At 75.6% G+C, this 13115-nt stretch carries 12 protein-coding genes; 8 read left to right on the forward strand and 4 right to left on the reverse strand.

Going from position 1 to position 13115, the window contains the following annotated elements; genetic code table 11:
* Nucleotides 1-140: 140 nt before the first annotated feature.
* A complete protein-coding gene (locus ABD361_RS21520) occupies nt 141-965 on the reverse strand; it encodes a hypothetical protein (protein WP_425583289.1) in 825 nt (274 codons plus the stop codon).
* 152 nt (nt 966-1117) lie between these two features.
* A complete protein-coding gene (locus ABD361_RS21525) occupies nt 1118-2815 on the reverse strand; it encodes a PucR family transcriptional regulator (protein ID WP_344437092.1) in 1698 nt (565 codons plus the stop codon).
* Between the two features lie 219 nt (nt 2816-3034).
* Here ABD361_RS21525 and ABD361_RS21530 point away from each other — a divergent pair, with 219 nt between their 5' ends.
* From ABD361_RS21530 to ABD361_RS21560, 7 genes are all read left to right on the forward strand, one after another.
* Nucleotides 3035-3925 (forward strand): FAD binding domain-containing protein, encoded by an 891-nt coding sequence (locus tag ABD361_RS21530; RefSeq protein ID WP_344437093.1) that lies wholly within the window; start codon nt 3035-3037, stop codon nt 3923-3925.
* A complete protein-coding gene (locus tag ABD361_RS21535; protein WP_344437094.1) occupies nt 3916-4392 on the forward strand; it encodes a (2Fe-2S)-binding protein in 477 nt (158 codons plus the stop codon). Before ABD361_RS21530 ends, ABD361_RS21535 begins: the two co-directional genes overlap by 10 nt.
* A gap of 2 nt (nt 4393-4394) precedes the next feature.
* Entirely contained in the window at nt 4395-6773 is a 2379-nt protein-coding gene (gene pucD, locus ABD361_RS21540) for a xanthine dehydrogenase subunit D (RefSeq protein ID WP_344437227.1), read from the forward strand.
* A gap of 106 nt (nt 6774-6879) precedes the next feature.
* Nucleotides 6880-8340: an NCS2 family permease gene (locus ABD361_RS21545; RefSeq protein WP_344437095.1), complete on the forward strand. Its 1461-nt coding sequence runs from the start codon at nt 6880-6882 to the stop codon at nt 8338-8340.
* 16 nt (nt 8341-8356) lie between these two features.
* Complete coding sequence (locus ABD361_RS21550) at nt 8357-9472, forward strand: XdhC family protein (RefSeq protein WP_344437096.1); 1116 nt, start codon at nt 8357-8359, stop codon at nt 9470-9472.
* 140 nt (nt 9473-9612) lie between these two features.
* On the forward strand, nt 9613-10284 hold the full coding sequence (locus ABD361_RS21555) for a hypothetical protein (protein WP_344437097.1): 672 nt from the start codon (nt 9613-9615) through the stop codon (nt 10282-10284).
* Nucleotides 10285-10293: 9 nt separating this feature from the next.
* A complete protein-coding gene (locus ABD361_RS21560; protein WP_344437098.1) occupies nt 10294-10731 on the forward strand; it encodes a protein-tyrosine phosphatase family protein in 438 nt (145 codons plus the stop codon).
* 13 nt (nt 10732-10744) lie between these two features.
* Here the strand turns inward: ABD361_RS21560 and ABD361_RS21565 are convergent, their stop codons facing one another.
* Nucleotides 10745-11830 (reverse strand): type III polyketide synthase, encoded by a 1086-nt coding sequence (locus ABD361_RS21565; RefSeq protein WP_344437099.1) that lies wholly within the window; start codon nt 11828-11830, stop codon nt 10745-10747.
* A 231-nt stretch (nt 11831-12061) separates the two neighbouring features.
* Between ABD361_RS21565 and ABD361_RS21570 the strand changes: the two genes are divergently transcribed.
* Entirely contained in the window at nt 12062-12547 is a 486-nt protein-coding gene (locus tag ABD361_RS21570; RefSeq protein ID WP_344437100.1) for a hypothetical protein, read from the forward strand.
* On the opposite strand, the gene ABD361_RS21575 is transcribed toward ABD361_RS21570, so the two are convergent.
* Nucleotides 12519-13085 (reverse strand): GNAT family N-acetyltransferase, encoded by a 567-nt coding sequence (locus ABD361_RS21575; protein ID WP_344437101.1) that lies wholly within the window; start codon nt 13083-13085, stop codon nt 12519-12521. The genes ABD361_RS21570 and ABD361_RS21575 overlap by 29 nt on opposite strands.
* Between the last annotated feature and the right edge of the window lie 30 nt (nt 13086-13115).

Here is a 13115-nt window from a genome sequence, read left to right on the forward strand (position 1 = left end):
CGGCGGACGGGCTGACAAGTCAGCCCGTCCGGCGTTTGAGGACACCGGGCGCAGCCCGGTCCGGGGGGCCGGGGGCTTGCCCCCGGGAAACTGGGGGCACCTCCCAACGGTAGCTGGGGGAGAAAGGGCGGGACCGGGGCTCAGCCCGCCGCAGGCGCACCCGACGCACTCAGCTGCTCCGCCAGCCACGTCGGCACGCCGCCCAGGACGCGGACCAGCCGCCGCGCCTCCTCGCGCAGGCGCCCCGCCTCCGCCTCCTCCTCCGTGACCGCCGCCAGCGACGCGAGCGCGGGCGCGATCCCCACCAGGTACCCCAGCTCCTCCCTGATCCGCAGCGACTCCGCGAACCCGTGCCGGGCCTGTTCCTGGCGTCCGTCGTGCTCGGCCATGGCCGCCAGGTGCCGCCAGGTGGCGGAGAGCAGCAGCCGGTGGCCGTGGGCGGCGGCGCCCGCGTGGGCGCGCTCGAAGGCGGCGGTGGCGTCGGAGGGGTTGTCGGACAGGTGCTGGGCGATCAGGCCGCGCCGGAAGTCCAGCAGGGGCCGGGTGGGCGAGCCCGGGGGCAGGAGGGCGGCGGCCCGGCCGAGGGCGGAGCGGGCCTCGTCGGCCCGGTCGCGCACGCCGAGCAGGGTCGCCGCATAGGCGAGGTGGCCGCGTTCGCAGGCGGCGGCGCCGCGTTCCTCGTCGCCGGCGGCGAGGGCCTCGGCGGCGCGCAGGGCGTCCTCGGCGGGTTCCCAGCCGTCGGCGGTGTAGAGGCACTGTTCGACGAGGACGGCCGTGCGGTGCAGGGCGGCGGCCGGGTCGGTGGTGGCGGCGGGGGCGAGGAGTTCGGCGGCGTCGTGCCAGCAGGCGCGGGAGCGCAGCCGCCATACGGCCCGGTCGAGCGGTTCGTCCGCCCGGGGGCCGGGTGCCGGCCCGGATGCCCTGCCCGATGGCCTTCGTTGCTTCGACAACCCCGCGTTCCGCATGGCGGTTTCCGCCACAGTGCCCTCCCCAAAGCGCGCCGTCGAGCCGGAAGCCTGCTCCGATCTCAGCACGCGGACCCGGGCGCGGCCAAGGGTCCGGTGTGAAGGAATTCACAAAGCCCGGCGTTCAGCGCGCACCCTACCGGCGCGGGCGGTCAGCTCATGCGCAGGGCGAGGAAGAAGTCGAGCTTGTCCTCCAGGCGGGACAGGTCGCGGCCCGTCAGCTGTTCGATGCGCCCCACCCGGTACCGCAGCGTGTTGACGTGCAGGTGCAGCCGGGTCGCGCAGCGGGTCCAGGAGCCGTCGCAGTCCAGGAACGCCTCCAGCGTGGGGATGAGCTCCGCCCGGTGGCGCCGGTCGTAGTCGCGCAGCGGGTCCAGCAGCCGGGCGGTGAAGGCGCGGCGCACGTCGTCGGGGACGAACGGCAGCAACAGCACGTGGGAGGCCAGCTCCTGGTGGCCGGCGGCGCACACCCGGCCGGGCCGGGCGGCGGCGACGCGGCGGGCGTGCCGGGCCTCCTCCAGGGCGCCGCGCAGGCCCTCGGCGGAGTGCACGGCGGCGCTGACGCCGAAGGTCAGGCGGCCGTCGCCGTCCAGGCCGCGGGCGAGCGGGTCGCGCACGGCGGCGAGCAGCGCGTCGGCGTGCAGGCCGGCGGAGGCGTCGAGGCCGGTGGCGGGGGTGCCGTCGGCCGCCGCGGGGGTGACGGCGGGCAGCGGGACCAGGGCCACCGCCTCATCACCCGTGTGGGCGACGGCGATGCGGTCGGACGGCTCGGGCCCGGTGGCGCCGGGGTCGACCAGGACCTCCTCCAGCAGGGCCTGGGCCACCGGGCCGCCGGGGATGTCCGCGCCCTCCCACTCCACGCGGGCGACGACGACCTGCCAGTGCGGGGCCGTGCCCAGGCCCGGCAGCAGCACGGGTGCCGCCACCCGCAGGCGGGCGGCGATCTCGGCGGGCGCGGCGCCGGCCTGGACGAGCTCCAGGACCTCCTGGGCCAGGCGGCGGCGCACGGTGCGGGCGGCGTCGCGCCGCTCGCGCTCGACGGCGATGAGCTGGGTGACGCCCTGCAGCAGGTCGAGGCGCTCCTCGGGCCAGTCGCCGGCGTCGGCCTCGACGGCCAGCAGCCAGTCGGACAGCAGGGTCTCGCGGGTGTCGGCGGGTGCGGGGCGGGTGTCGCCGGCGATGGGGAAGAGGGAGTAGGTGGTGCCGCCCACCGTCACCCGGTGCGGGCCGGGCCGGCCGCCGCGCGCGGCGGCCAGGTGCTCGCCCGCCAGGGCGGCCCCGGCGGTCGCCGGCAGGCCGGGGCCGGCGTCGGCGAGGGAGGAGCCGGCGATGCGGCGCCCGGTGGGGGAGAGCACCCAGGCGCGCAGGTCCAGGTCGGAGCCGAGCAGGTCCAGGACGACCTCGGGCCCGCCGCCCGCGGGGCCGCCGGTCATCAGCCGGCGGTGCCGGTCGACGACGGCGGCGAGGTCCCCGGCCCGCTCGCTGGAGACCTGCCGCACGACGTGCTCGGTGATGGAGGCGAAGGACACGGTCTCGTCGACGGAGAACAGCGGCAGCCGGTGGCGGCCGCAGGCCTCGATCAGGTCGTCGGGGGTGGAGGCGATCTCCGCCTCGCCCGCGGCGAGCCCGGCCACCCCGGCGGCGGTCAGGATGCGCACGAAGCGCTCCGAGTCCGCGGGCTCGCGCCGCCAGGCCAGGCCCGTGAGGACCAGTTCCCCGCCGGAGAGGTACCGGCTGGGGTCGCGCAGGTCGGTGGTCATCACGCCGCGCACCGTACGGTCGAGCTCCTCCTCGCCGCCCAGCAGTCGCAGGCCCAGCGCCTCGGTCTCCAGGAGTGCGCGCAGCCGCATCGTCGTCGCCGCCGATCTGTCTTCTTGTTGCCAGTGGAATGCAGTGAGGTTTCCGAACCCCGTCTTTCGTTCGAATCTACAAGACACTGCGCCCGACCAGCCAACCGCTTCATGGTTTCGGTGACTGCACCGGCCCGCCCGGCCCTCGCTGTACTGGCTGCACCTGGCTTCCATCCCGCTCCATCCGGCTCCATTCGGCTCCACGAGAAGAGACCGCCCATGGACTTCCTGCGCCCCGCGAGCTGGGAGGAGGCGCTGGCCGCGAAGGCCGCCCACCCCTCGGCCGTGCCGGTGGCGGGCGGCACGGACGTGATGGTCGAGATCAACTTCGACCACCGCCGGCCGGCACACCTGCTCGACCTCGGCCGCATCGGCGACCTCCACGACTGGCAGGACGAGGGGACGTATGTACGCCTGGGCGCCGCCGTCCCCTACACGCGGATCATCGACGAGCTCGCCGCCCCGCTGCCCGGCCTCGCCCTGGCCGCCCGCACCGTCGGCTCCCCGCAGATCCGCAACCGCGGCAGCGTCGGCGGCAACCTCGGCGCCGCCTCCCCGGCCGGCGACAGCCACCCGCCGCTGCTCGCCGCGGGCGCCGAGGTGGAGGCCGCGTCCGTGCGGGGGGTGCGGCTGATCCCCGTCGAGGAGTTCTACACCGGCGTCAAGCGCAACGCCCTCGCCCCGGACGAGCTCGTGCGGGCCGTGCGCGTGCGCAGGGCCACCGGCCCCCAGCAGTTCTCCAAGGTCGGCACCCGCAACGCGATGGTCATCGCCGTCTGCGCGTTCGCCCTCGCCCTGCACCCGGACCGCCGCACGGTGCGCACCGGCATCGGATCCGCGGCGCCCACGCCCGTACGGGCCCGGGCCGCCGAGGAGTTCCTCGCCGCGGCCCTGGCCGAGGAGGGCCTGTGGGAGTCGGGCGCGGCCGTGCCGGAGGCGGTGGCGCGCGAGTTCGCCGGCCTCGCCGCCGGCGCCTGCAACCCGATCGACGACGTGCGCGGCAGCGCCGCGTACCGCCGGCACGCCGTCGCCGTCATGGCCCGCCGCACGCTCGGCTGGGCCTGGGAGGCCTACCGGCGGGGCGAAGGGAGGGCGGCACCGTGCGCGTGACGTTCACCGTCAACGGCCGCGAGCGGCAGGCCGACGACGTCTGGGAGGGCGAGAGCCTGCTGTACGTGCTGCGCGAACGGCTCGGCCTGCCCGGCTCGAAGAACGCCTGCGAACAGGGCGAGTGCGGCTCGTGCACCGTCCGCCTGGACGGCGTGCCCGTGTGCGCCTGCCTGGTGGCGGCCGGCCAGGCCGAGGGCCGCGACGTCGTCACCGTCGAGGGCCTCGCCGCGGCCGAGGGCGAACTCGGCCCCGTGCAGCAGGCGTTCGTCGACGCCGGCGCCGTCCAGTGCGGCTTCTGCACCCCCGGTCTGCTCGTCGCCGCCGACGACCTGCTGACCCGCAACCCCGACCCCTCCGACGCCGACATCCGCGAGGCCCTCTCCGGCAACCTCTGCCGCTGCACCGGCTACGAGAAGATCCTCGACGCCGTGCGCCTGGCCGCCGCCCGCACCGGAAAGGCCCCGTGAGCATGCGCGACATCACCCCCGCCGGCCTCACCCAGAACAGCCGCACCAGGGGCGGCATCGGCGAGTCCACCCTGCGCCCGGACGGCACGCTCAAGGTCACCGGCGAGTTCGCCTACGCCTCCGACCTGTGGCACGAGGACATGCTCTGGGGCCAGACCCTGCGCAGCCCCCACGCCCACGCCCGCATCCGCTCCCTGGACGTCTCCGCCGCCCTCGCCACGCCGGGCGTCCACGCCGTCCTGACGTACGCCGACCTGCCCGCCGCCACCCGCTACGGGCTGGAGATCCAGGACACCCCCGTCCTCGCCGACGGCGTCGTGCGCCACCACGGCGAGCCCGTCGCCCTGGTCGCCGCCGACCACCCCGAGACGGCCCGGCGCGCCGCCGCGAAGATCGTCGTCGACTACGAGCCCCTGCCCGTCGTCACCGACGAGCGCAGCGCCACCGCCCCCGGCGCCCCCGTCCTGCACCCCGGCCGCACCGACGCCCACGCCCGCCACGTGCCGCACCCCAACGTCGTCCACCGCCAGCCGGTCGTGCGCGGCGACGTCGCGGCCGTCGAGGCGCTCGCGGACGCCGTCGTCACCGGCGACTACGAGGTCGGCATGCAGGACCAGGCGTTCCTCGGCCCCGAGTCGGGCCTGGCCGTCCCCGCCGAGGACGGCGGCGTCGACCTGTACATCGCCACCCAGTGGCTGCACGCCGACCTGCGCCAGATCGCGCCCGTCCTCGGCCTGCCCGAGGAGAAGGTCCGCATGAACCTCTCCGGCGTCGGCGGCGCCTTCGGCGGCCGCGAGGACCTGTCCATGCAGGCCCACGCCTGCCTGCTCGCCCTGCGCACCGGCCGGCCCGTGAAGATGGTCTACAACCGCTTCGAGTCCTTCTTCGGCCACGTCCACCGCCACCCCGCCCGCCTGCACTACGAGCACGGCGCCACCCGCGACGGCAGGCTGCTTTTCGTCCGCGCCCGCATCGTCCTCGACGGCGGCGCCTACGCCTCCTCCTCCCCGGCCGTCGTCGGCAACGCCGCCTCCCTGGCCGTCGGCCCGTACGAGGTCGGCCACGTCGACGTCGAGGCCCTCGCCCTCTACACCAACAACCCGCCCTGCGGCGCCATGCGCGGCTTCGGTGCCGTCCAGGCGTGCTTCGCCTACGAGGCGCAGATGGACCGGCTCGCGGCCGAACTCGGCATGGACCCGGTCGAGTTCCGCCGCCGCAACGCCATGTCCCAGGGCTCGGTCATGCCCACCGGCCAGGTCGTCGACGCGCCCGCCCCCGTCGCCGAACTCCTGCGCCGCGTCAAGGCGATGCCCCTGCCGCCCGAGCGGCAGTGGGAGAGCGCCGGCGGCGCCGCCGACATCCGGGCCCTGCCCGGCGGGCTGTCCAACACCACCCACGGCGAGGGCGTCGTCCGCGGCGTCGGCTACGCCGTCGGCATCAAGAACGTCGGCTTCTCCGAGGGATTCGACGACTACTCCACCGCCCGCGTGCACCTGGAGATCGCCGGCGGGGAGGCGGTGGCCACCGTGCACACCGCCATGGCCGAGGTCGGCCAGGGCGGGGTGACCGTCCACGCGCAGATCGTGCGCACCGAACTCGGCGTCGCCCGCGTCACCCTGCGCCCCGCCGACACCCGCATCGGCTCGGCCGGCTCCACCTCGGCCTCGCGGCAGACGTACGTGACCGGCGGCGCCGTCAAGCGCGCCTGCGAGGAGGTCCGCGCGAAGGTCCTCGCCCTCGGCCGGGCCCGGCTGGGCACCTACCACCCGGCCTGGGACACCGCCGAACTGCTGCTGGAGGACGGCAAGGTCGTCACCGACGCCGGCGAGGTCCTCGCCTCCCTGGCCGACGTCCTGGGCGAGGAGGGCGTCGACGCCGAGGTCGAGTGGCGCCATCGCCCCACCGAGCCCTTCGACCTGCGCACCGGCCAGGGTCGCGGGCACGTGCAGTACTCCTTCGCCGCCCACCGCGCCGTCGTCGAGGTCGACACCGAACTCGGCCTGGTCAAGGTCGTGGAGCTGGCCTGCTCCCAGGACGTCGGCAAGGCCCTGAACCCGCTGTCCGTCGCCGGCCAGATCCAGGGCGGCACCACCCAGGGCCTGGGCCTGGCCCTCATGGAGGAGATCGTCGTCGACCCGGTGACCGCCAAGGTCCGCAACCCCTCCTTCACCGACTACCTCATCCCCACCATTCTCGACACCCCGGCCATCCCCCTCGACGTCCTCGAACTGGCCGACGCCCACGCCCCGTACGGGCTGCGCGGGGTGGGGGAGGCCCCCACGCTCTCCTCCACGCCCGCCGTCGTGGCGGCCGTCCGGCAGGCCACGGGCCTGGCCCTGACCCGCGTACCCCTGCGACCGGAGCACCTCACCGGCACCTGAACCCCCCTTCGTCCCTCTGAACGCACACCCCCCGCATCCACCGTCTCGGGCCGTCCCCCGGGCCGGGTCGTGCAGCCCCCACCCGGACATCCCTGGAGCAGGCACCATGACCCATGCACCCGCGCAACCGGACGGCCTGGCCGCAGCGGCGGGCCCCCGCCCGCGCCCGCCCGCCGGACGGTCCCGGCTCGACACGTACTTCCGCATCGGCGAACGGGGATCGACGCCCGCGCGCGAAGTGCGCGGCGGCGTGACGACCTTCATGGCCATGAGCTACATCCTGCTGCTCAACCCCCTGATCCTCTCCGGCCCCGACGCCGAGCAGCACACCCTGGCCCGCACCGCCCTGATCACCGCCACCGCCCTCGCCGCCGCGGTGTCCACCCTGCTCATGGGCCTCGTCGGCCGGGTACCGCTCGCCCTGGCCGCGGGCCTGGGCGTCTCCGGCGTCGTCTCCACCCAGGTCGCCCCCCACATGACCTGGCCGCAGGCCATGGGCCTGTGCGTGGTCTACGGCGTGGTGATCATGCTGCTGGTCCTCACCGGGCTGCGCGAGCGGGTCATGAACGCCATCCCGCTCGCACTCAAGCACGCGATCACCATCGGCATCGGCATGTTCATCGCCCTCGTCGGCCTGGTGAAGGCCGGCTTCGTGCACGCCGCCAAGGCCGGCGGCCCGGTCACCCTCGGGCCGGCTGGCGAACTCGCCGGCTGGCCCGTCCTGCTGTTCTGCGTCACCCTGCTGCTGATCTTCGTGCTGCAGGCACGCGAGGTGCCCGGCGCCATCCTCATCGGCATCCTCGCCGGCACCGTCCTCGCCGTCGTCGTCGACGCCGTCTTCCACCCCGGCCCGCGCGCCTGGCAGAACGGCGCCCCCACGCTCGACGGCGGCGCCGTCTCGCTGCCCGACTTCTCCCTCCTCGGCCGCGTCGAGTTCGGCGGCTGGGCCGACGTGGGGGGCGTCACCGTCGCCATGACCGTCTTCACGCTCGTCCTGGCCGGCTTCTTCGACGCGATGGCCACCATCATCGGCGTCGGTACGGAGGCCGGGCTCGCCGACGAGCGCGGCCGGATGCCCGGACTGAGCCGGGCCCTGCTGGTCGACGGCGCCGGCGGGGCCCTCGGGGGCGTGGCGGGTGCCTCCGGGCAGACCGTCTTCGTCGAGTCCGCCACCGGCGTGGGCGAGGGCGCGCGCACCGGCCTGTCCTCGGTCGTGACGGGCCTGCTGTTCGCGGCCTGCCTGTTCCTCACCCCGCTCACCCGCATCGTGCCGGGCGAGATCGCCGCCGCGGCCCTCGTCGTCATCGGCGCCATGATGACGACCCACGCCCGGCACATCGACTGGGCCGACAGAGCCGTCGCCGTCCCGGTCTTCCTCACCGTCGTCCTCATGCCGTTTACCTACTCCATCACCGTGGGCGTGGGCGGCGGCGTCATCGCGTACACCGTCATCAAGGCCGCGCAGGGCAAGTGGCGCGAGCCGGGCGCCTTCATGTGGGTGCTCACCGCCGTCTTCGCCGGCTACTTCGCCCTGCACCCCATCGAGCAGTGGCTCGGCGTCAAGTGAGGAGCGTGCGACCACCGTGCTGGAACTGGCCGAGGAACTCGCCCGCTGGAGCGCACAGGGCCGCGACTTCGCCGTCGCCACGGTCGCGGGCGTGCGCGGCAGCGCCCCCCGCCCGCTGGGGGCGGCCCTGGCCGTCGCCGCGGACGGCACGGCCGCCGGATCGGTCTCGGGCGGCTGCGTCGAGGGCGCCGTGTACGAGCTGTGCCGCGAGGCCCTGACGAGCGGCCGGCCGGTGCTGGAACGATTCGGCTACTCCGCCGAGGACGCCTTCGCCGTCGGCCTGACCTGCGGCGGCGAGCTCGACGTGCTCGTCGCGCCCGCGGACCCGGTGACCACGGTGGCCGTCCGCGCGGCGGCGGACGGCGCGAGCGTGGCGCTGGTCCGCGCCCTGACCGGCCCGCCCGGCCTGCTCGGCCGGGCCCTGCTCGTGACGCAGGACGGCACGTACGAGGGCGGCCTGGGCGGCGGGGCGGCCCTGGACGCCACGGCCGCCCGCGAGGCCCGCGCCCTGCTGCACGCCGGCCGCAACGGCCTCGTCGAGGTCGGCGCCGACGGCGCCCGCTGCGGGGAGACGGTCCGGCTGCTGGTGGAATGCCGCGTCCCGCCGCCGCGGATGCTCGTCTTCGGCGCGATCGACTTCGCGGCGGCGCTGGTGCGCGCCGGCAAGTTCCTCGGCCACCACGTCACCGTGTGCGACGCGCGGCCCGTCTTCGCCACCCGCGCACGCTTCCCCGAGGCCGACGAGGTGGTCGCCGACTGGCCCCACCGCTACCTCGAGCGCCAGGAGCTGGACGCGCGCACGGTGGTGTGCGTTCTGACCCACGACGCCAAGTTCGACATCCCCCTGCTGGAGCGCGCCCTGCGGCTGCCGATCGCCTACGTCGGCGCAATGGGCTCGCGCCGCACGCACGCCGCCCGCCTGGCCCGGCTGCGCGAGGCGGGCCTGACCGACGCCGAACTGGCCCGCCTGCACTCCCCGATCGGCCTCGACCTGGGCGCCCGCACCGCCGAGGAGACGGCCCTGTCCATCGCCGCCGAGATCGTCGCCGTACGCCACGGCGCCTCCGGCGCCCCTTTGACGACCGGGACGATGCCGATCCACCGCGATGCGCGCAGCTTGGCGCGTCGGTAGCGCCCCGCAGGGGCGCGGGGAACTGCGCGACAAGCCACGACGTGTCCGCAGCCGGAGTGCCGTGCTCCGCCCGGACGGGCCGTCGACGGGGCGCTGCAACACCCTAGGCTGAGGCCGTCGTACAGGGGGAGGGGCCCGGAATGAGCCGGTGGCTCAACGTGTGCATACGTGTGGTGGTCCTGGCGGCCGCGGTCCTCGGCCTCGTGCAGGCCACCTCGTGGGTGGAGGAGGCGTACCGCGACCGCGTCGCGTACCGCGCGGCGCCCGCGTGTTCCGGCGCGCACACCGGCGGCGACTGTGTCGCACACGTGAGGGGCGAAGTCGTGGACAAGGGCATCAGAGGATGCCCCGGCGAGGAGTGCCACAAGGACCACCGCCTCCGCATCCGCCACGGCCAGGACACCACGTGGCTGAGCGTCGACCAGGAGACCTTCGAGGCGGCATACGTCCACGCCCCCGCCGACCTGCGCATGTGGCAGGGCACCGTGACCAGCGTCGCGGTCGGCGGCCGCACCACCCGCCTGCTGCCCGACTCCGGCAGCTCGCTGCTGTGGCGGCTCGCCGTCTACTGGCTCCTGCTCGGGGCCGCCGCCTTCGCCGCGGTGGTGCCGTACCGGCCACCCGTGGGCTCCCTCGCCACCGGCTGGCTGCTGCTGACTCCCTCCGCCGTCATCCTCGCGGACTCCGTCCTGCTCGGCACCTTCGGCGTGGGGGACGTGGTCTTCGGCGCCCTCCTGGCCGTACCGGCCGTGCTGGTGGGCGTCCTGGGGCCCCGGGCCGCCAAGGCCCGCGCGGGGGACCGCCGCTTCTAGGATCGCCGGGTGACGACCGGCACCTGGCACCCCACCGGCCCCGGCGTGCTGCGCCTGCCCTCCGGCCGCCTGATCCGCGGCCGCGGCCTGCGCCAGCCCCTGCCCCCGGGCCCGCACCCCCACTACGGCGTGTACCTGCTCGGCAGGCAACCACCCGCGACCGCCTGGGAGTCCTGCTGGCTGCGCTGGCCGGACTTCCGCCTGCCGAGCGATCCCGGCCGGGCCCGCTCCGTCCTCCACGACGCCTGGTCCCGTGCCGCCACCGAACGCGTGGAGGTCGCCTGCGGCGGCGGCCGCGGCCGCACGGGCACCGCCCTGGCCTGCATCGCCGTCCTGGACGGCGTGCCCGCCGCGGAGGCGGTGGCGTACGTGCGCGCCCACTACGACCGTCACGCCGTCGAGACGCCCTGGCAGCGGCGATACGTCAGGCGCTTCGGCCGCTCCTGAACCGGGAACCCGGCTACCAGCGCAGCAGCACCAGTTCGGTGGTGAAGCCCGGGCCCATGGCCACCAGCAGGCCCGCCGACCCCGGGGCGGGCGGGGCGGCCGTGTGACGGCGCAGGACGTCCAGTACGGAGGCGGAGGAGACGTTGCCGTGCTCGGCCAGGCAGGCGCGGGTGTGGGCGAGCGCGGCGGGCGGCAGGCCCAGGGGGCGGGCCACGGCGTCGACGACCTTGGGACCGCCCGGGTGGACGACCCACGCGGCGACGTCCTCCACGGTCAGGCCGTGGTCGGCGAGGAAGCGGTGGATTTCGTCGGGCAGGTGCTTCTCCGCGACCTCGGGCACCTCGGGGGAGAGGAAGACGGCGAGACCGTGCGTCCCCGCGCGCATCCCCATCAGGTGCCCGGTACCGGGGTGCAGGCGGCTGCGCCCGGCCAGCAGCGCCGGGCCGTGCGCCGCCGCGCGCGGATGACGGGCGCCGAGGACGACGACGGCCGCCGCGGCGTCGCCGAAGAGGGCGGTGGCCACGAGGTTGGGCGGTGAGGTGTCCGCGGACTGGAAGTTCAGCGAGCACAGCTCGACCGACACCAGCACGGCCACCCGCTCCGGGTGGGCGCTCAGGTGGTCGTGCACCCGGGCCAGGCCGGCCGCCCCGCCCGCGCAGCCCAGCCCCAGCAGGGGCACGCGCACGACGTCCGGCGCAAGCCCGGCGTCGCGGACGAGCCCGGCGTCGTAGGAGGGCACGGACACGCCCGTGGTGGTCGTGCTCACCAGCACCCCGACCTCGTCCGGCCGCACACCGGCCGCCGCCAGGGCGCGGGTCACGGCCTCGTGGCCGACCCGGGCCGCGGTGCCGGTCCAGACCTCGTTGTACTCCGTGAACGTGCGCGGCCGGCGGTAGGCGTCCAGCGGCAGCGACAAGTTGCGGTACGCGATGCCGCAGCGCGCGGCGATCGCGGTGAACCGGCGCCGCACGGCGTCGTCGTCGGACAGGAACGCCTCCCCGAACACCGCCGCGATGTCCCGCTGCCGGTACCGGTGGGGCGGTACGGCGACCGCGACGGCGGCCACGCGCGGACCGGGGACGTGCGCATCGATGGCCATGGATCCCCCTGTGTTCGTGCGCGGCTCACGTCGCCTCACGGTGCGGGGGCGCCGGGGCGTACGGACAGGGCGCGAGGTACGGGATCCGGCGCTGTGGCCCGGCAGTGCTCCCGGGGAGCCGGTGCAATGCGCCGCGCGATGGGTAGCCAGAAGGCCCAAGGGACGACGGACATGGGGGAAGCGATGCCGGTCAGCAGGCGTGGTGTCGGAACGGTTCTGGGCTCCTTCGCGATGGTTGCCGCGACCGCCCTCGGGGCGCCGGCCGCGCACGCCCACGGGTCGTCGTCCTTCGAGTGCACCGGCCAGGAGAACATCACCTACGGCGGCCTGGGCCTGTCGTCGGAGCCCACCACGGTGTCGGTGGACGGGCTCTACCACTGCTCGGACGACTCCGGCTGGAAGGCCACGGCCCCGTACCACACCGAGGGCACCACGCCGGGCACGTGCCTGCTGTTCGCCTCCAACCAGTCACGGGAGACCGTGCGGTACAGCGACGGCACGAAGTCGGTCATCGAGTACAAGAACGGCACCTCCACCCGCCTGCTGGGCGTCAACCGCGCCACTCTCCACGGCGTCGTGGTCGCCGGCCGCGGCAAGGGCTCCACCGCGCAGAAGACCATTCAGACGCTTCCCGACGGCCTGCCCACCGACTGCGCCCTGGCCGGCGGCATCCGGCACAGCACCGGCTTCACGCACCTGAGCGTCGGGGCAGCGTGAGGACCAGGGCGTCGAACTCCTCCCCGCCGTCCGCGAACCGGCACCGGCCCACGTCGACGTAGCCCCACCCGCGGTACGCGGCCTGGGCCGGGCCCGCCGCCGGGTACGCGTGGAGGGCGGCGCGCTCGACGCCGGCCCCGTCCAGGAGCGCCGCGTGCAGCGCGGCCGCCGTGCCGCGCCGGCGCCACGGCCCGCGCACGGCGAGCTGGACGACGGCGAACGTCCGCGTCCCCGTCTCCCGGGTGAACTCCGGCGGCAACGGCTCCAGCATCAGCCCCCACCACGTCGCATCCGCCGGCAACGGGAAGCCGAACGCGAACCCCACGACCTCCGCCCCGGCCCCCGCCCCCTCCCGCGCCAGCACCAGCCGGAAACCGGGACGCTGCGCGTGCTGCCGGAAGCGCCCGACGAACTCTGCGGCGTCCTGCGGGCCTTCGCAGTACGGCGGTTCGGCGTAGACCTCTTCGTAGGCGGACAGGAAGGCGCCCAGCAGCCGCGCCGCCTCCGGGCCCTCGTGCCGTTCGTACGTCACTGTCACCGTGATGCCCCCCCCCTCCAGGGCCGTGGC

Origin of the sequence: Streptomyces luteosporeus (genome assembly GCF_039532865.1) — a bacterium.
GTDB classification, from domain to species: Bacteria; Actinomycetota; Actinomycetes; order Streptomycetales; family Streptomycetaceae; genus Streptomyces; species Streptomyces luteosporeus.